Origin of the sequence: Nocardioides imazamoxiresistens, assembly GCF_032378595.1 — a bacterium.
In the GTDB taxonomy this organism is placed as follows: domain Bacteria; phylum Actinomycetota; class Actinomycetes; order Propionibacteriales; family Nocardioidaceae; genus Nocardioides; species Nocardioides imazamoxiresistens.
In genome coordinates this window covers 315,992-333,802 of the sequence record NZ_JAVYII010000002.1, presented here as the reverse complement: position 1 = coordinate 333,802, position 17,811 = coordinate 315,992, and the positions used below count along the sequence as shown (strand labels likewise).

Annotated in this window: 18 protein-coding genes; 12 read left to right on the top strand and 6 right to left on the bottom strand. The window is 74.7% G+C overall.

What is annotated here, in order from left to right; genetic code table 11:
• Nucleotides 1-92: 92 nt before the first annotated feature.
• Nucleotides 93-2,933: a WecB/TagA/CpsF family glycosyltransferase gene (locus RDV89_RS05655; protein ID WP_315731967.1), complete on the bottom strand. Its 2,841-nt coding sequence runs from the start codon at nucleotides 2,931-2,933 to the stop codon at nucleotides 93-95.
• Between the two features lie 173 nt (nucleotides 2,934-3,106).
• A complete protein-coding gene (locus tag RDV89_RS05650) occupies nucleotides 3,107-3,820 on the bottom strand; it encodes a helix-turn-helix transcriptional regulator (protein WP_315731966.1) in 714 nt (237 codons plus the stop codon).
• Nucleotides 3,821-4,128: 308 nt separating this feature from the next.
• On the opposite strand from RDV89_RS05650, the gene RDV89_RS05645 reads away from it, so the two are divergent.
• Nucleotides 4,129-4,806 carry a hypothetical protein gene (locus RDV89_RS05645; RefSeq protein WP_315731965.1) on the top strand — a complete coding sequence of 226 codons (678 nt, stop codon included), beginning with the start codon at nucleotides 4,129-4,131 and terminating at the stop codon, nucleotides 4,804-4,806.
• Nucleotides 4,807-4,824: 18 nt separating this feature from the next.
• Here the strand turns inward: RDV89_RS05645 and RDV89_RS05640 are convergent, their stop codons facing one another.
• Both RDV89_RS05640 and RDV89_RS05635 read right to left on the bottom strand, forming a co-directional pair.
• Nucleotides 4,825-5,520: a LuxR C-terminal-related transcriptional regulator gene (locus tag RDV89_RS05640; RefSeq protein WP_315731964.1), complete on the bottom strand. Its 696-nt coding sequence runs from the start codon at nucleotides 5,518-5,520 to the stop codon at nucleotides 4,825-4,827.
• A complete protein-coding gene (locus RDV89_RS05635; RefSeq protein WP_315731963.1) occupies nucleotides 5,517-6,800 on the bottom strand; it encodes a sensor histidine kinase family protein in 1,284 nt (427 codons plus the stop codon). The genes RDV89_RS05640 and RDV89_RS05635 overlap by 4 nt, the downstream gene beginning before the upstream one ends.
• A 236-nt stretch (nucleotides 6,801-7,036) precedes the next feature.
• Here RDV89_RS05635 and RDV89_RS05630 point away from each other — a divergent pair, with 236 nt between their 5' ends.
• On the top strand, nucleotides 7,037-7,990 hold the full coding sequence (locus tag RDV89_RS05630) for an epimerase (RefSeq protein ID WP_315731962.1): 954 nt from the start codon (nucleotides 7,037-7,039) through the stop codon (nucleotides 7,988-7,990).
• Between the two features lie 52 nt (nucleotides 7,991-8,042).
• Here RDV89_RS05630 and RDV89_RS05625 read toward each other — a convergent pair whose 3' ends face one another.
• Complete coding sequence (locus tag RDV89_RS05625) at nucleotides 8,043-8,228, bottom strand: hypothetical protein (RefSeq protein ID WP_315731961.1); 186 nt, start codon at nucleotides 8,226-8,228, stop codon at nucleotides 8,043-8,045.
• A 79-nt stretch (nucleotides 8,229-8,307) separates the two neighbouring features.
• On the opposite strand from RDV89_RS05625, the gene RDV89_RS05620 reads away from it, so the two are divergent.
• A complete protein-coding gene (locus RDV89_RS05620) occupies nucleotides 8,308-8,487 on the top strand; it encodes a hypothetical protein (protein WP_315731960.1) in 180 nt (59 codons plus the stop codon).
• A 24-nt stretch (nucleotides 8,488-8,511) separates the two neighbouring features.
• Here RDV89_RS05620 and RDV89_RS05615 read toward each other — a convergent pair whose 3' ends face one another.
• Nucleotides 8,512-9,312, bottom strand: coding sequence for an SDR family NAD(P)-dependent oxidoreductase (locus RDV89_RS05615; RefSeq protein WP_315731959.1), 801 nt, complete (start codon nucleotides 9,310-9,312; stop codon nucleotides 8,512-8,514).
• Between the two features lie 107 nt (nucleotides 9,313-9,419).
• On the opposite strand from RDV89_RS05615, the gene RDV89_RS05610 reads away from it, so the two are divergent.
• The 9 genes from RDV89_RS05610 to pgsA all read left to right on the top strand — a co-directional run bounded on the left by RDV89_RS05610 (nucleotide 9,420) and on the right by pgsA (nucleotide 17,761).
• The gene (locus RDV89_RS05610; RefSeq protein ID WP_315731958.1) at nucleotides 9,420-10,634 is read left to right on the top strand and encodes an NAD(P)/FAD-dependent oxidoreductase; all 1,215 of its coding nucleotides are present in this window, start codon (nucleotides 9,420-9,422) and stop codon (nucleotides 10,632-10,634) included.
• Nucleotides 10,635-10,702: 68 nt separating this feature from the next.
• Nucleotides 10,703-11,071, top strand: a complete 369-nt coding sequence (locus tag RDV89_RS05605; protein ID WP_315731957.1) for a BlaI/MecI/CopY family transcriptional regulator — start codon at nucleotides 10,703-10,705, stop codon at nucleotides 11,069-11,071.
• A 1-nt stretch (nucleotide 11,072) separates the two neighbouring features.
• Nucleotides 11,073-11,942, top strand: a complete 870-nt coding sequence (locus RDV89_RS05600; protein ID WP_315731956.1) for a M56 family metallopeptidase — start codon at nucleotides 11,073-11,075, stop codon at nucleotides 11,940-11,942.
• Complete coding sequence (locus RDV89_RS05595; protein ID WP_315731955.1) at nucleotides 11,939-12,625, top strand: NADPH-dependent F420 reductase; 687 nt, start codon at nucleotides 11,939-11,941, stop codon at nucleotides 12,623-12,625. The genes RDV89_RS05600 and RDV89_RS05595 overlap by 4 nt, the downstream gene beginning before the upstream one ends.
• Nucleotides 12,626-12,769: 144 nt before the next feature.
• On the top strand, nucleotides 12,770-14,770 hold the full coding sequence (thrS, locus tag RDV89_RS05590; RefSeq protein ID WP_315731954.1) for a threonine--tRNA ligase: 2,001 nt from the start codon (nucleotides 12,770-12,772) through the stop codon (nucleotides 14,768-14,770).
• Between the two features lie 8 nt (nucleotides 14,771-14,778).
• A complete protein-coding gene (locus RDV89_RS05585; protein ID WP_315731953.1) occupies nucleotides 14,779-15,768 on the top strand; it encodes a glycoside hydrolase family 25 domain-containing protein in 990 nt (329 codons plus the stop codon).
• 20 nt (nucleotides 15,769-15,788) lie between these two features.
• The gene (locus RDV89_RS05580; protein WP_315731952.1) at nucleotides 15,789-16,307 is read left to right on the top strand and encodes an HIT family protein; all 519 of its coding nucleotides are present in this window, start codon (nucleotides 15,789-15,791) and stop codon (nucleotides 16,305-16,307) included.
• On the top strand, nucleotides 16,304-17,107 hold the full coding sequence (locus RDV89_RS05575; RefSeq protein WP_315731951.1) for an inositol monophosphatase family protein: 804 nt from the start codon (nucleotides 16,304-16,306) through the stop codon (nucleotides 17,105-17,107). Before RDV89_RS05580 ends, RDV89_RS05575 begins: the two co-directional genes overlap by 4 nt.
• A gap of 12 nt (nucleotides 17,108-17,119) precedes the next feature.
• Nucleotides 17,120-17,761 (top strand): phosphatidylinositol phosphate synthase, encoded by a 642-nt coding sequence (gene pgsA / locus RDV89_RS05570; RefSeq protein WP_315731950.1) that lies wholly within the window; start codon nucleotides 17,120-17,122, stop codon nucleotides 17,759-17,761.
• Nucleotides 17,762-17,811: the final 50 nt, after the last annotated feature.

The following is a 17,811-nucleotide window of genomic DNA, read 5'->3' as shown; positions in this document are numbered from 1 at the left end:
GCGGACGTCCGGGGGACCGCCGACCGGCGCCAGGCGGACTCCGGCGTGGCGCCGGAGGACCGGATCCGCACCCAGCTCTCGCCCGAGCACGTTCAGACCACCCGGGTCGTCGGGAGCACGACGCGCTCGATGCTCGGGATCGGCGTCGTCGGCGTGGTGCTCGCGGCGGGGATCGCCGTCGGCGACCGGTCGCTGGCCCGCCGGCGGTCACGACCGGGGGCCTGAGCCGCGGCGCGCGACGAGTCGTCGCGGCCCCACGCCGGCGCCGCGGTCGATGCCTCGCCCGGGGCCCGGGCTGGCACCCGGGCGGGCACGCGGGCGGCCAGGGCCACCCCCGCGTACACCGCCGCCTCGGCGAGGTGGCGCGGGGAGCGGACCGTGGTGAGCAGGTGGCGCACCGTCGAGGCCGCCCCCGGGGCGTCGTCGCGGCGCAGGAGGTCGGCGCGCCGGGCCAGGGCGCGGTTGCCGGCCCCGCTGCGGCGCAGGGTGACGACGAGGCTGCGCAGGTCGCGGGGCGTGTGGACGACGACGGGATCGGTGTCGACCACGGCGCGCTCGTCGGGCGCGAAGACGCCGTCGACGAAGAGGTCGTCGGCGACGACGCTCGGGAAGCGGCCGAACCGCTCGTGGCCGACGCGCGAGACGCCGTAGACGCCGGCGCCCCACAGGTGCGCGTGCGCCTCCGGCAGGCGCCCGCGCGCCGCGTAGTAGGCCCGCACCCACCGGCTCGCTCGCGCGCAGTCGTAGACGAACGGGGGGCGGGCGGCGAGCACGGGCGACGCGCCGGGACCCGCCTGCTCGGCCAGCGTGGCGAGGACGTCCGCGACGGCCCGTGGGGTGATCTCCACGTCGGCGTCCACGTAGAGCCGTGGCCAGCGCGTCGCGACGGCGTCCGCCGCGTTGAGCGCGGCCGTCTTGGACGGTCGGGCCAGGTCGAGGACCACCACGTCCTCGACCTGCCGGGCGCGCTCCACCGTGGTGTCGCGGCAGCCGTTGGCGGCGACCACCACCTCGACCTCCCCGCCGGCCGCGAGGGAGGCCAGCGGTGCGAGCGCGCGGGCGATCACGGCCGCCTCGTCGTGCGCGGGCACCACCACCGAGCCCTCGGGCGACCGCCCCCGGCAGGGCGGGGCGAGCAGGCCGGGTCCCACCGACGCCGCCGCTCGGCTCTCGGGGCCGGGCAGCTGGTCCCAGCGTCCCCGGGACAGCAGGTAGCCGAGCGAGCGTCGGTGGTCCCCGGACCCGGCACGCAGCGCCTCGCCCAGGGCGGCGGCCGCCCGCACCCCGGCGCCGTACGCCCTCCCGTGCAGCCCCTCCAGGTAGCGCACGCGGTTCACGGCCAGCAGCGCCGCCAGCTCGGCCGCGGGACCGCCCGACCCCCCGCCGGTGTGGCGCAGGCGGGCGGCCGGCTCGAACCAGGTCGACGAGCCCGCCTCGCGCACCCGGCGCAGGAAGTCGACCTCCTCGGAGTAGAGGAAGTAGGACTCGTCCCACTCACCGACGTCGGCGAGGACGTCCGTGCGCACGAGCACCGCGGCGCCCGTCGCCCACTCGACGGCGTGGGGGTGGGCGTACGACTCGGCGTCCCGGTCGGTCTCCGTGGCCCAGGTGGGCCGCTGGGGCAGGTGGTCGCCGAGGACGGCGTCGCCGAGCGTGCGCAGGAGCCGCGGCTCGAAGCGCAGCGAGCGGGTGACGCGGCCGTCGTCGTCGAGCAGCGCCGGCACGACCGCGCCGACCCCCGGTCGCCACAGCCGCTCCCACAGCGCCAGGAGCGCACCCTCCTCGAGCCGCACGTCGGGGTTGAGCACGAGCACGGCACGGGAATCGCCGGCCAGGCGCACGCCCCGGTTGACCCCGGCGGCGTACCCGTCGTTCGGGGCCGCCTCCATCACGACGTCCGGGTGCCGGGCGACCCGGTCGAGCGTGTCGTCGGAGGAGCGGTTGTCGACGACGACCACCCGCAGACGCAGGGGGCCGACCTCGCGGCGCAGGTCGCCCAGCAGGGGCTCGACCACGGCGGCGCTGTCGTGGGTCACGACGACGACGGTCACGTCGGCGGCCGCGTCCGGGGGGACGAACGTGGGCCCCGGAGCCGTCGCACCGGCCTGCGCCGGGTCGGTCGCGCTTCCTGCGGTGCGGTGCAGCCGTGCGTACGCGAGCGGCCCGTCGACCACGTAGCGGCGGGCCAGCCGGCGCGGCTCCTTCGCGAGCCGGTACGACCACTCGAGGCCGTGCTCCGCCATCCACGCGGGAGCACGGGGCACGTCGCCGGCGAGGAAGTCGACGACCGCGCCGAAGGCCAGCAGGCGTCGGGCCCCGGTGAGGTGGCCGTGCTCGGCGATCCACAGCTCCTGGCGCGGCTTGCCGAGCCCCACGAGCAGCACGTCGGTGCCGCTGGCGCGGATCTCGGCCGCCAGGGCGCGCGAGGCGACGGGGTCGGAGACGACCTCGCGGGTCGGGGCCCAGGTGCCGGCCACCCGCAGCGCGGGGCGCGTCCGGGCCAGCGTCGCGCGGAGCCGCTCGTGCGTGGCCTCGCTGCCGCCGAGGAACCCGACGGAGGCGCCGGCGGCCTGCAGGGCGTCCAGGACGGGCGCGGTGAGGTCGCTGCCGGCCAGACGGGGCCAGTGGCGGCCCGTGACCTGCTCGGCCCGGGTGGCGATGGGGGCGCCGTCGACGAGCGAGAGCCAGCGCATCCGACCGCGCGCCTGCGACTCCTCGAGCACGCCGTGCCAGCGCGAGCCACCGCCGAAGTGGGTGAGGTGGTCCAGGTTGACCGACGCGACGGCCAGCGGCGGAGCCGGGTCCGTGCGGTCGAACGAGGCGATGGCGGCCACGGCGGGGCCGAGCTCCATCAGGTCGACGGCGCAGCCGCACAACGTGATCCGGTCGGAGTGCCCTCCGCTGGTGTCGGCGGTGCGCGACAGGTCGGTCATCCTCGTCCTCCGGTCCCCGGCAGCCGGGTCGGACGCTGTCGCCGGCGGCGACCGTCTCCCGGTTCCGGCGGCGAAGTTAGGAGTCCGCGGGCCGGCGACGGCGCGCCCGGCGCCCAGTTACCCAATCCGGATGAGGGCGCCGCGGCCCGCCTCGGACCTGCCTCAGGTCCGCTTCAGGGCTGGTCGCGCCAGCCCGCTCGGTGGGCCAGGGCGACGGCCTCGAGCTGCGAGGAGACCTCGAGCTTGGCGAGGACGGACCGGATCTGTGCGCGGACCGTGGCGGGGGAGACCACGTCGTGCCGGGCGATGTCCGCCGCGTGGTGGCCGGCCATCAGGTGGGCCAGCACGGCGCGCTCGCGGTCGCTGAGCAGGGCGAGGCGGCGGCGGTGCTCGGCGCCGGAGAGCTCGGCCCGAGCGCCCACCGCGAGGAGACGCTGCCGTCGGCCGGGGGTCATCGTCGGTCGGTCGCTCGCGATGCGGTGCAGGGCGCCGAGCACGTGGCTGAGCGGCTCGGACTTGGCGATCACGGTGTGGGCGCCGTGGTGGAGGCACAGGCCCCACCAGACCGGGTCGGTGGATGCCGTCAGGACGACCGTGGACGGTCCGGCGGGGGTGAGCGCCGCGAGGAGGTCGGTCGCGCCGACGTCGGTGGGCTCGAGGTCGGCGACCACCACCATCGCGCCCGTCGCCACCAGGGCGGCGACGTAGGAGTCGTAGGGCGGGCGACGGGGTGGCAGGCCGACGTCGAGGACCCGGTGCCCACCCAGCTCGACGGCGATGCCGAGGGCCTCCCCGAGGAGGGTGTGCCGCTCGATCAGGACGACGCCGGCCGCAGGGACGAGGCGTTCCGGGGCCTGCTCGGGCGGGGGCGTGCCGCGTCGCACCATGCCACCCCCGTCCCTCCGGCGGACCGGACCCGCCCCGTGGCCTCGGCGGTGCCGGTGGCTCGCCCGGTCGCGGGTCCTCGTCACGGTACGCCCGCACGGCTCACCTGCGTGGGTGATCGGCGGATCCGGCTCCGCCGACGGGCCCATCCCGAAAACAGGGGAGCCGGTGCGCGCGGGGCGTACGCCGTCGTGAGCGGTGGCCATAGTCCCCTGCGGCAGCCACCTCCGGCGGCCGGCCACCACGAGGGAAGCGACGGACGCGGATGACGAGGGACGGACCGAGGGACGCGGCGCGACCGGCGATCGCGGTGACCTCCGACCAGCGCCTGGTCGCCGAGGCCGTGGCGGTCGCGCTGTCGTCGGCGCGCCCCGGGAGCGCGGTCGTGGTGCCGTGGCCGGGGGTACGCCCCGGAGTCGACCGCAGTGCGGCCCGCCCCCCGGTCGGGCTGCTCATGTCCGACCTGGACGCAGTCGCCACGGTGCAGGCCGCGCAGCTCGCGCTGGCGCGCGCCGGCACGGACTGGCTGGCGATGACGGCAGCGCCTCCCGGAGCGGTGTGGGGGGCCGTGCTGGAGGCGGGCGCGATCGACGTCGTGCCCAGCTCCGCCGGCCTGCTCACGGTCGCCGGACGCCTGGCGACCCTCGCCGACGGACCGCGCGGCTCGCGGACCGGGGACGCGGCGACGGGCGCCGGCCACGCGGCGTACCTGGACCTCTGGCACGGCACGACGCTGGCGACCGCCGTCGCGGCGGGCCGGCTGCCGCTGCTCAGTGCTCCCGAGCGGGCGGTGCTGGAGGAGCTGGCCGCCGGTCGCACCCCGCGCGAGGTCCGACGCACCCACGCGGGCACCCATCCCGAGGTCGCCGCGCTCGTGCGGCGGATCATGCGGCGACTGGCCGTGGCCACGCCGGACGAGGCGGTCTCCGCGCTCCGGCTCGCCGTTCGCGCCGAGGCCCTGCCCGGCGCGTCGCCGGCGCCCCGCTGAGGCGCGGAGGCACCCGGCTCAGACGACCCGCTGCTCCGGGGGCTGCCAGCGCGCCTGACGCGCCAGCCCGACCGCGGCGATCTGGGAGGACACCTCGAGCTTGGCGAGGATGGACTTCACCTGCGTGCGCACGGTCGCCTCGGAGACGACGCTGGCGCGGGCGATGTCCCGGACCTGCTGGCCGGCGACGAGGCCGCTGAGCACCTGGCGCTCGCGCGGGGTCAGCCGGTCGAGCCGCTCGCGGTGCTGCTGCACCTCGCGGCGCTGCTCGTGCCAGTGCCGCAGGAGACGCTCGCGCTCCTCGGCCTCCATGACGTTGAGCCCCTGGCTCAGCCGCCGGACCACCGCGAGGATCTCGTTGAGGGGACGGGTCTTGGCGAGCACCTGGCGCGCGCCGTGCCACACGCACTCACCCCACCGGCCGGGGTCGAGCGACCCGGTGACGACGACGACGTTCGCGCCGCCCCGCGCGATGGGGTTGATGAGGCGTACCCCGTCGCCGAAGGTGCCGAGGTCGAGGTCGAGCAGGACGATGCGGGGTCGGTGGCGCAGCACCGAGGTGACCATCTGGTGGACCGACACGGAGGCGTCGGGGACGGGCATCCGACGGATGTCGTAACCCTCCACCGTCATGGCGATCTCCAAGGACTCGGCGAACAGCTGGTGGTCCTCGACGATGACGGTGCGGGTGCCCACCTGGCCCGTGCGGGTCATCGAGTGGCTCCGGCGACCTGGTCGCGGCCGGGAGCCCGCAGACCGATCGTCACGGTCGGACCGGTCGCACCGCGCTCGAGGGTCAGGCACGCCCCGTGGGCGTCCAGGAGCCTGCGGGCGCGCTCCACCCCGGAGCCGAGGGTGCGGTGGCGGGTGGTGCCTCGAGCCCAGAGTCGCGGCGCGCCGGAGCAGATCGCCACCCGGACGGTGTCGTCCACCTGGCACACGCGGATGCTCAACCGTGTCCGCGGGGCGCTCGCCAGGGCCTCGTCGATGACGGCGGCCACCGCGGTCGCGATGTCCGTCGGTGCGCCGACGACCCGCAGCCCGCTCGGCACCCAGTCGATCTCGCGTCCCTCCTCGGCTCGAGCCAGCACGACCGGGGCCAGGGTGTGGTCGAGGTCGACGACTTCGGCGCTGGTGGGGGCGTGGGCCCGTTGGCGGTGCGGCGCGATCATCTCGGTGAGGTGCTCCGCCTCGCGCTCCACCATCTCCTCCAGGCGGTAGCGCACGTCGGGGTCCAGGTCGGGCGTGCGGTGGATGAGGTTGGAGGCCATGGCGATGGCCGCGACCGCGTTCGAGAGCTCGTGGCGGTGACGGCGCTGCTCGAGGGCTGCCCCTTCCAGCTCCGCGACGTGGACGCGCAGGGCCTCGGCACGGCGGTGGCGCTCGCGCAGGACGAGGGCCACGTCCGCCAACGCGGCGGCGGTCAGCAGGACCATGGCGACCAGCGCGGTCGCGACGACCGCCACGGCGTCGGCGTTGCTGCTGGGCGACGGCCACCCGAGCAGGTGCGCCGCGCACAGCGCGACCAGGCCGCCGACCAGCGCCACCGTGCCGCCGGACCGGGCGAGACGGTCGACGCCGTCCTCGCGGGGCGGGGCCTCCCGCAGGGCGGCGATGCTCGCGGCGCCGGCGCCGACCGCGGCCACGACGAGGGTGCTGGTGAGCAGGAGGTCGACGAACCAGCCGTCGAGGTGGCCACGACCCAGCAGGGGCACCGGGCCTCCCAGGCGGGCCAGGAGCATCCCGGCGCACGCCGCGAGGGCGAGGCAGGTCAGCCGGGCCACGGTGCGCAGGTCGGCGAGCAGTCGGAGCCGGAGCATCGCCGCCAGCGCGGGCAGGACGGCGACGGGGGCGGTGATCTCCAGGGCCAGCGCCGCGATCTCGTCCGGGCTCGGGGCACGCGGTGCGTCGACGGCGGAGCCCACCTGGACCGCCAGGGTGACCAGCACGGCCAGCATGCTGCCGCGGATGACCCACCGCGGTGCGTTCGGCATTGGCGCCCGCGTGGTGCTCGGATCCTCGTTCACGTCTGACCCCGGTCTCTTGGCTCGTTCCCCACGTCGCAGTCGCCCGGCCCGGGATCGAAGACGTCCTGCGTACGGGCTGAACAGTGTTCGCTGGAAGTGCTCAGGTCAGGTGCCTACGCGCCGATTACCCGATTTTGACTAGGCCCCGCGAGGCCAGGTGGACCTATCTTGAACGCGTTCAAAAGTGACGCTAGCCTGCCCGCATGAAGATCGTCGTCCCCGGAGGGACCGGCCAGGTCGGAGCGCTGTTGCGACGTTCGTTCGCCGCGCAGGGCCATGAGGTGGTGGTGGTCTCGCGCACCCCCCAGGTCCTCGAGCGCGGGGTGCGCCAGGTGTCCTGGGACGGTCGTTCGCCCGGCGCTTGGCACGACGAGGTCGACGGAGCGGACGCCGTGGTGAACCTGGCGGGCCGCTCGGTCAGTTGCCGCTACACCGACCGCAACCTGCGCCAGATGATGGACTCCCGCGTGGCGTCGACCCGGGCCGTCGGCGAGGCGGTCGCGGCGGCCCGGAGGCCGCCGGCCGTCTGGCTGCAGATGAGCACCGCGACGATCTACGCCGACACCCGCGGCCCCGCCCACGACGAGGCCAGCGGCGTCATCGGCGGCGAGGAGCCCCACGTCCCCCTCTACTGGGAGTACAGCGTGCGGATCGCCCGACGCTGGGAGGAGGCCCTCGCTGACGCGAGAACCCCGGGGACCCGCAAGGTCGCGCTACGGAGTGCGATGGTGATGACCCCGGACCGGGGCGGCGTCCTCGACTACCTGCTGCGGATGGCTCGGCTCGGCGTCGGCGGTCCCGTCGCCGGCGGCGGCCAGTACGTCTCGTGGATCCACGGCGCCGACTTCGCCCGGGCGGTCGACCTCCTGCTCTCGCGCGACGACCTGGAGGGGCCGGTCAACCTCGCCGCCCCGGGGCCCGTGCCGCAGCGCGAGCTGATGCGCGACCTCCGCCGTGCCTGGGGACGGCGCCCCGGTATGCCGGCCACCCGGTGGATGGCCGGGCTCGGCGCCTGGGCGCTGCGCACCGACCCCGAGCTGCTGCTGAAGAGCCGCCGCGTGGTGCCCGGTCGGCTCCTGGAGGCGGGCTTCCAGTTCGACCATCCCGAGTGGGCCGGGGCCGCCGCCGACCTCGCGGAGGCCGTGCGCCGCCGCTGAGCACGGACGCCGCGGGGTGCGGGTACGCCCGCCGGCGCAGCGCTGCGGCGCGTCAGTGCGCGCGTGCGGACCGGTCGTCGACGAGGTACCAGGCGACCCACGCCAGCGGGAAGAGGGCGCCGGACGCGACGACCACCGGCCAGCCTCCGCCGCGACGTCGCGCCCCGATCGCGGTCAGCACCGCGAGCGCGAGCACCGCGAGGGCGGGCACGGCGGTGATCAGCACGAGGACCGGCATCCCACCAGTCTGCGCCCGCGGCCGGGGGAGCGGAAGCCCGTCGCCACGACACCCCGGCCGGCTTGAGATGCTTGGGGGCATGAACGGTGGCGAGAGGGTGTTCGTCGGTCTCCAGGCGCTGGTCGTCGCGGCCGGGGTGCTGCTGGCGGTGGTCACGACGAGCACCACGGGGCGCGTCGTCGCACTGGTCCTCGCCGCGGCGGCGCTGGCCGCGGCCGTGCTCACCGTCCGCTCGGCCGCCCGGCGCCGGGGTCGCTGACCCACCCACCGGCTCCGGCGGTCCTCAGATCGTCGCGACGCTGCCCGAGTCGACGCGGTAGTTCGAGCCGTTGACGAAGCTCGCGCGCTCGGAGCAGAGGAAGGCGACCACGGCCGCCACCTCCTCGGGCGTCCCACGGCGCTTGAGCTCCATGTACGGCCGCTCCTCGTCGAGGAAGGACGTCACCGCCTCGTCGAAGGAGACCCCCAGCTCGTCGCTGCGCTTCTCCATCATCGCGTCGGTCATCGGGGTGCGGATGAAGGCGGGCGAGACGCAGTTCACCAGCAGGCCCTCCCGGGCGTACGTGCGGGAGAGCCCCTTCGCGAACGACAGGACCCCCGCCTTGGCGGCGCAGTAGGGCAGCTCGTCGTCGTAGGGCTGGGTGGCGTCCTCGCTGGTCAGGTAGACGATGCGCCCCCACCCGCCCTCGCGCAGGTCCGGCAGGAACTCCCGGGTGATGCGCACCGGGCCCATCAGGTCGATCTCCAGCGTGGAGGTCCACCCCTCGTCGTCGATCTCGTGGAAGAGACCCTGGGCCCCGGTGACGCCGGCGGACTGCACCAGGATGTCGATGCCGCCCGCGAGCTCGCGGCTACGGGCGTGCAGCCGGGCGAGGTCCTCGACCGAGGTGACGTCGGCGGCGACGGCGTGGAGCCGCCCCGCGGGTGCCTCGAGGCGTGCGGCGGCCTCGTCCAGGTCGTCCTGGTCCTGGTCGGTGAGCACCACGGTCGCGCCCTCGTCGAGCAGCAGCCGGGCCGTGTGCCACCCGATGCCCGAGTCCCCGCCCGTCACCAGTGCCACCTTGCCGTCGATGTCCAGGTCCATCAGGTCCGCTCCTCGCTGCGCGGGTGCCGTGGCGGCACCGTCCGAGACGGTTGTACGGCCCACGTCCAAGTCCCGGCCCGCTTGGGCACGGGTGCCACGGTGGCGCCATGAGCGCCGAGCACAGGTTCGACTACGTCATCGTCGGCGGCGGCATGAGCGCCGACGCCGCTGCCAAGGGCATCCGCGAGCTGGACCGGGACGGCACGATCGCGGTCCTCGGCGAGGAGCCGACACCACCGTTCCCGCGTCCCGCGCTGTCCAAGAAGCTCTGGACCGACCCCGACTTCGGCCTCGACGACGCCGCCCTCGCGACGGCCGACTCGACCGGCGCCTCGGTGCGCCTCGACACCGCGGTCGAGGTCCTCGACGCAGAGGCCCGCACGGTGACCACCGCGGCGGGGGAGCAGTACGCGTACGGCCGCCTGCTCCTGGCCACCGGCGGCCGGCCGCGCCAGGTGGCCGGACTGGAGCCCGGTCCGCGGGTCCTCTACTACCGCACGCTGACCGACTACCACCGCCTGCGGGAGCTGGCCGCCTCCCACCCCCGGGTCACGGTGGTCGGCGGCGGGTGGATCGGCACCGAGATCGCGGCCGCGCTCGTGCAGAACGGCTGCACGGTCACGCTCGTGCACCCCGACGGTGTCCTCGGCGCCTCGTTCCTCGCCCCCACCCTCGCGCAGCGCTACGAGGACCTCTTCCGCACGCACGGCGTGCAGCTGCTGCCCGGGCGCCGCGCCACCGGCGGGCGCAGCGAGGGCGACGCGGTGCACGTCGACCTCGACGACGGCACCACTCTGGACTCCGACGTCGTGGTCGTGGGCCTGGGCATCGAGCCGGCCGGCGAGCTGGCGACGGCCGCGGGCATCACGACCGCCGACGACGGCAGCGTGATCGTCGACAGCCACCTCGCGACGAGCGCTCCGGGCGTCTGGGCGGCGGGTGACGTGGCCACGTACCCGGACCGGATCCTGGGCCGCACCCGGGTGGAGCACGTCGACAACGCCACGACCATGGGCACCGTGGCCGGTCGCGTGCTCGCCGGCTCGGGGGAGAGCTACGACCACACCCCGTACTTCTACTCCGAGGTGTTCGGCACGCGGTTCGAGGCGATCGGCACGCTGGACCCCTCGGCGCCGCTGGTCGAGGACCACCTCAACGACGAGCGCAGCGTTGTCTACCACCTCTCGCAGGACGGCAGGAAGGTCGTGGGCGTGCTGCTGTGGCAGGTCGAGGACGGCCTCGACGAGGCGCGCACGGTCCTCGCGCGACAGCCCGTGGCGACCGGCGCCGGCCTCGAGGACCTCGTGGGGCGGATCGGCTGAGCAGTACGCTCGGGCGCGGCGCACCGAGGCCGGACGGGGTCCGGTCGGCGCCGGACGGAGGGGACCCGATGGTGGTGCAGCGACGCCCGCGCGGCGCGCTCGAGGGACAGGTCATGCGGCTGCTGTGGGACGCGGCCCGGCCGCTGACCGCGCGCGAGGTCGTGGGGCTCATGCCGGAGCCCCGGCCGGCCCACACCACCATCCTCACCGCCCTCGACCGCCTCGCGGCCAAGGGGCAGGTCCGCCGCACCGGCACCCGCGACATCCAGTTCGAGGCCGCCTCCTCCGAGGAGGAGCACGTCGGCCACGCCATGCTCGAGCGGCTGCTCGCCAGCCGCGACCCCGAGGGCGTGCTGCGGCACTTCACCGGGGGGCTCGACGCCGACGGTCTCGCGGCCCTGCGGCGAGCGGTCGGCAGCCCCGACGGGCAGGCCTGACATGGGGTCGGTGCTCGCCGGGCTCCCCGCCCTCACCGGCCCCTGGCACCTCGCCGCCGCCGCGCTCGGGCTCTACGCAGCGTTCGTCACCGTCGTCGGTCCCGCCCTCCTGGCCCGCGGCACGTGGTGGTCGCGGCACCCCTCGCTGGCGCTGGGCGTCTGGTTCGGAGCGGCGGCCAGCGGCGCGGTCGCGGTGAGCGGCGCGCTGGTGCTGTCCTGCGTCTCGCTGCTGGACTGTCGGCACGCCTCCACGCCGTACGCCCTCGTCGTGGCCACCGAGGTCGCCGTGTGGCTCGTGGTGGCGGTGACGGTCGCGCTCCTCGCGCGGTGCCTCTCGCGCCTCGACCGGGTCGTGTTCGCCAACCGCGACCTGCGCGACCACATGGACGAGGTCGCCGCGCTGCTGGGATCGCGGACGTCACGGCGCGGGGACGTCGACGTCGTCGTGCTGCGCACCGACCGCGTGGTCGCCTGCGCGGTGCCGGGACGCCGCGGCCGCGTCTACGTCTCGGAGGGGGTCGTCGACGCCCTCGGGGCCACGGAGCTGGACGCCGTCCTCGCCCACGAGGTGGGCCACCTCCGGGGCCGCCACGCCTGGCTCACCGGAGCGGCGCACGCGTTGGCGGTGGCGGTTCCCGTGCGGGCGTCACGCCGGCTGCGCAGCTACGTGGAGCTGCTCGTCGAGCTGGCCGCCGATGACCGGGCGTGCCGCAGCGCGGGGCACGGCGCGACGTGCTCGGCGATGCGGCGCCTGGCCGACCTGCAGGCGGACCGCGGCGAGGCCGGCTCGTTCGCGCTGCGCGCCTCCCGCCTGGCGTCGTTCGAGGCGGCCGGGAATCCTGTGCCCGCCCCGGCGGTTGTCGCGGCATGACCACCCTCGGACTCATCGGTGCAGGCAACATCGGCAGCACGCTCGCCCGGCTCGCGGTCGCCGCGGGCTACGACGTCGTGCTCAGCAACAGCAGGGGGCCGGAGACCCTCGTCGACCTCGTCGCGGACATCGGCGGCAAAGCGAGGCCCGGCACCCGCGAGCAGGCGGCGACGGAGGGCGACATCGTCGTCGTGACGGTCCCGCTGCACGCCTACCGGTCGGTGCCCGCGGACCTGCTGGCCGGCAAGGTCGTCGTCGACACCAACAACTACTACCCGGAGCGCGACGGCGCGATCAGCGCGCTCGACGACGAGTCCACGACGACGAGCGAGCTCCTGCAGGCCCACCTGCCCGGCGCCTCGGTCGTGAAGGCGTTCAACAACATCTTCTTCCGCCACCTCCTCGACCTGGCCCGTCCCTCCGGCGATCCCGAGCGCAGCGTGCTGCCGATCGCGGGCGACGACGCCGCCGCGAAGGAGACCGCCACGGGCCTGCTCGACGACCTCGGCTACGACGCGTACGACGTCGGTGCCCTCGCCGAGGGGTGGCGCTACCAGCGCGACCTGCCCGCCTACGCCGGCATCTACGCCACGGACGGCGACTGGGCGAACCCCCGGCAGGTCACGGCGCCGGTGCTGGAGGCCGAGCTCGCCAGGGCGCGTCGTTACCGCGACCTCGCCTGAGGCCCGACCGCACCCGAAACCGGCGCGAGCCGGGCCGCCCGGTGCCGATAGCATCGCGGCGGGCGGGCGCGACGTGCGTACGCCCTGCACGCCACCGCAGGTCGACGGCGCGTCCGTCGGCACCGACAGCACAGGAGGACCGGAGTGTCCGAGATCCAGATCGCCCGCATCCACGCCGACGCGCGTGAGGAGCGGACGGTCACGACGGGCACGAAGGCCTGGGAGCTGTTCGCCGAGCAGCCCGACGTGATCGCCGCCCGCGTGGCCGGCCAGCTGAAGGACCTGTCCTACGAGCTCGTCGACGGCGACGAGGTCGAGGCCGTCGAGCTGACCAGCCCCGACGGCTACGACATCCTGCGGCACTCGACGGCCCACGTCCTGGCGCAGGCGGTGCAGCAGCTCTACCCCGAGGCGAAGCTGGGTATCGGGCCGCCGATCAAGGACGGCTTCTACTACGACTTCGACGTCGAGACCCCGTTCACCCCCGAGGACCTCGCGAAGATCGAGACCCGGATGCGCAAGATCGTCAAGGAGAACCAGCGCTTCTCGCGCCGGGTCACCACCGACGCCGACGCGCTCACCGAGCTGAAGGACGAGCCGTACAAGCTCGAGCTGATCGCCCTCAAGGGCGGCGGCGCGGCGGAGAACGCGGCGCAGGACATCGCGGAGGGCGCAGGAGCCGAGGTCGGCGCCGGCGAGCTGACGATCTACGACAACATCGGTCGCAGCGGTGACGTGGTCTGGAAGGACCTGTGCCGCGGGCCCCACCTGCCCACCACCAAGCGGATCCCGGCCTTCACGCTGATGCGCTCGGCCGCGGCCTACTGGCGCGGCGACGAGAAGAACAAGCAGCTGCAGCGCGTCTACGGCACGGCGTGGGAGAGCAAGGAGGCCCTCGAGGCGCACCTGCACCGCCTCGAGGAGGCCGAGCGCCGCGACCACCGCAAGCTGGGCCGCGACCTCGACCTGTTCAGCTTCCCCGACGAGATCGGCTCCGGCCTGCCGGTCTTCCACCCCAAGGGCGGCGTGATCAAGCGGGCGATGGAGGACTACGTCCGCCAGCGCCACATCGAGGAGGGCTTCGAGTACGTGGGCACCCCCCACATCTCGAAGGAGGGCACGTTCCACCTCTCGGGGCACCTGCCGTACTACGCGGACGGCATGTTCCCGCCGATGGAGTTCGAGGGCGAGAACTACTACCTCAAGGCCATGAACTGCCCCATGCACAACCTGATCTTCCGCTCGCGCGGGCGGTCCTACCGCGAGCTGCCGCTGCGGCTGTTCGAGTTCGGGCACGTCTACCGCTACGAGAAGTCCGGCGTGATCCACGGCCTGACCCGGGTCCGGGGCTTCGCGCAGGACGACTCGCACTCCTACTGCACCCCCGAGCAGGCGCCCGCGGAGGTCAAGCATCTCCTCGACTTCATGCTGGGGGTGCTGCGCGACTTCGGGCTCGACGACTTCTACCTCGAGCTCTCGACGCGCGACGAGACGAAGGCGGAGAAGTTCGTCGGCACGCCGGAGCAGTGGGAGACCGCCACCGCGATCCTCGAGCAGGTCGCGACCGAGTCCGGCCTCGAGCTCGTGCCCGACCCGGGCGGTGCCGCGTTCTACGGCCCGAAGATCTCGGTGCAGGCCAAGGACGCCATCGGCCGGACCTGGCAGATGGGCACGGTGCAGTACGACTTCAACCAGCCGCAGGGCTTCGACCTGACCTACACCTCGACCGACGGCTCGAAGCAGCAGCCGGTGATGATCCACGCCGCGAAGTTCGGGTCGATCGAGCGGTTCATGGGCGTCCTCGTCGAGCACTACGCGGGCGCCTTCCCGCCCTGGCTGGCGCCGGTCCAGGTCCAGGCGATCCCGGTCGCCGAGCGGCACGTGGACTACCTGTACGACGTCGCGAAGCGGCTGCGGGCGGCCGGCATCCGCGTCGAGGTCGACGACTCCGACGACCGCATGCAGAAGAAGATCCGCAACGCGCAGCTGCAGAAGGTGCCGTTCATGGTGATCGTCGGCGACAAGGACGTCGAGGCGGGTGCGGTGTCCTTCCGCTACCGCAACGGCGACCAGGACAACGGCGTGCCCGTCGACGAGGCGCTGCAGCGCGTCATCGACGCCGTCGCCTCGCGCACCCAGGTCTGAGGCTCGACGTGCCGGTGCGGGGACGGGCGCGGCGCCGCGTCGCGGCCGTCCCCGCGCTGCTCGTCGTCGGGCTCCTGACGGCCTGCAGCGGAGAGCCCAGGTCGGAGGACGCCGGGGATGCCGGGGGCGCCTCGAGCTCGACCTCGACCCCGAGCGCGTCCCCGAGCACGACCTCGGCGGGTCCGACGACCGGGCCGTCGCCGGGAGCGGACGCCGCCGACCTGGCCGGGCGGGCCGAGGACCTGGCGGGGGAGCAGGCGACCCGCGGTGCGGACGAGGTCGTGCCCGGTGGCGACATCAGCTGGCCGCAGTGCCCGCGCGGTCTGGGGATCCCCGAGAAGCGCACGCTGGGGATGCCGATGCCGCTCGAGGAGGCCGAGTACGTCGTCGTCGGCCTCACCAACGGCCCCGGCTTCCACGTCAACCCCTGCCTGGCCGACCAGGTCGCGTGGGTCGCCGAGCGGCGGCTGCTGGGCGGGGCGTACGCCGTGGCGAGCTACCCCGACGACGCCGAGCTGGCCGCGCACCGCGACGCCGGGCCCTTCGACGGCGACGACCCGGCCGGCGCCCTGCGCAACACCGGGTGGGCCCAGGCGCAGTTCAACGTCGCGTCCATGCGTGCGGCCGGCCTGCCCGCCCCGGCCGTGTGGATCGACGTCGAGCCCGTCCCGGACTTCGACTGGAGCGACGACACGGCCGCCAACGCCGCGGTGGTGGAGGGGCTGGCCCGCGGGTACGCCGACGCGGGCCTGGACATCGGCGTCTACTCGACGCCGTACCTGTGGGAGCAGATCGTGGGCGACCTCGAGCTCGGCGTCGGGGAGTGGCGGGCCGCGGGCCACACCTCCCGCGACGAGGCGCTGAGCCGGTGCGGCAGCGACTGGGTGATCCAGGGCGGCCCCGCCGTGCTGGGCCAGTGGGTGGCCGACGACCGCGACCAGAACGTCACCTGCCCGGGCGTGGCGCCCGACCTGGGACGCTGGTTCCACCAGTTCTGACCGACGAGACAGGAGCACCTGTGAGCGACCCCGACGGGCTGATGCGGCTCTACACGCCGCACCGGATGGCGTACATCCGTGGTGGAGACGACCCGGCGCCGCGCCCCGAGCCGTCCTGCCCGTTCTGCGCCATGGTGGCGGGCGACCAGGCCGATGCCGACGACCTGGTCGTGGCCCGGGGCGCGGAGACGTTCGCGGTCCTCAACCTGTACCCGTACAACCCGGGCCACCTCATGGTGCTGCCCTACCGCCACGTCGCGGACTACACGGACCTGACCGACACGGAGACCGACGAGGTCTCGGCGATGACGAAGTCGGCGATCCGGGCGGTGCGGGCGGTGGCGCAGCCCGACGCCTTCAACGTGGGCCTCAACCTCGGCCGCTCGGCGGGCGGCTCGCTGGCCGCCCACCTCCACCAGCACGTCGTGCCCCGCTGGTCGGGCGACTCGAACTTCATGACGGTCATCGGTGGCACGAAGACGCTGCCGCAGCTGCTGGTCGAGACCCGCGACCTGCTGCGCGGGGTGTGGGAGTCGTGAGCGGCGTCGCAGGACTGGACGTCCCCGCCCACCTGGTCGAGGACATGCGCCTCGCGGGCGCGCTGGTCCGCGAGGCCGGCGGGCTGGCGGCCCGGATGCGCGCCGAGGGCGTCGAGGGCCTCGACGTGGCACGCAAGACCTCGGTCTCGGACGTCGTGACGGCCGCCGACCACGCGGCCGAGGAGCTCGTCGCCGGCCGCCTGGCCGACGCCCGGCCCGCCGACGGGATCCTGGGGGAGGAGGGCGTCGACGAGGCCGGCAGCAGCGGGCGCCGATGGGTGGTCGACCCCGTCGACGGCACCTACAACTTCCTCTCCGGCCTGACCTGGTGGTGCTCCGCTCTCGCGCTGCTCGACGGCGACGAGCTGGTGCTCGGCGCGATCTACCACCCCCACGACGACCAGCTGTTCCTGGGCGGCCCCGCGATCGGCTCGGCCCGCGACGGCCGGCGGCTCGACCCGCTTCCCGACGTGCCGCTCGAGCGCGCGAGCCTCGCGACGTACTTCCACCCCAGCAGTCTGTCCGGCCCCACGGGCGCCGCGTTCGTGCGCGCCTCGCAGGGCGCGGCCGTGACCCGGGTGCTCGGGTCGGGGAGCATGGACGCGACCGCGGTCGCGCAGGGTCACCTCGGCCTGGTGCTGCAGCACTCGGTGCCGCCGTGGGACGAGCTCCCCGGGGCCGCCATCGTCCGTGGGGCCGGCGGCACGACCCGCCGGATCGCCCACGAGGGCGTGGAGTGGTACGCGGCGGGCGCGCCGAGCGCCGTGGCCGAGGCGTGCCGGGCCCTCGTGCACGACTAGTCTCACGCCATCATGCTCGAGCGCTTCCGCGGGTTCTGGACCCGTCTCCTCTCGCCCATCGCCCGCTTCCTGATCCGCCGCGGCGTGAGCCCCGACGCGGTCACCCTCGTCGGCACGCTGGGCGTGTGCGTCGGTGCGCTCGTGTTCTTCCCGATGGGCGAGCTGCTCATCGGCGTGCTCTTCATCACCGCGTTCGTGTTCTCGGACCTCATCGACGGCTTCATGGCCCGCGAGACGGGCCGCAGCAGCAAGTTCGGCGCGTTCCTCGACTCGACGCTCGACCGGATCGGCGACGGAGCCATCTTCGGCGGCCTGGCGCTGTACTTCGCCGGCCCGGGGGACTCGGAGCTGTACCTGGTGCTGAGCCTCGTGTGCCTGGTCATGGGCAGCGTCACGTCGTACGCCCGGGCGCGCGCGGAGGGCCTCGGCTTCGAGGCCAAGGTGGGCATCGCGGAGCGGGCCGACCGGCTCGTCGCGATCCTGGTCATGACCGGCCTCTCGGGCCTGTTCGGACTGCCGATCCTGATGCAGGTGACCCTCTGGGCGCTCGCCGCCGCGAGCACCGTCACGGTCGTCCAGCGCATCTGGGTGGTGCGTCGCCAGGCCCTCGCGGCGCAGGCCGCAGCCCCGGAGGGACCCCCGCCGGCTATCTGACACTCCGAATGTTACATAACCCTTGACATCGTTCTCCGAGCGACGCACGA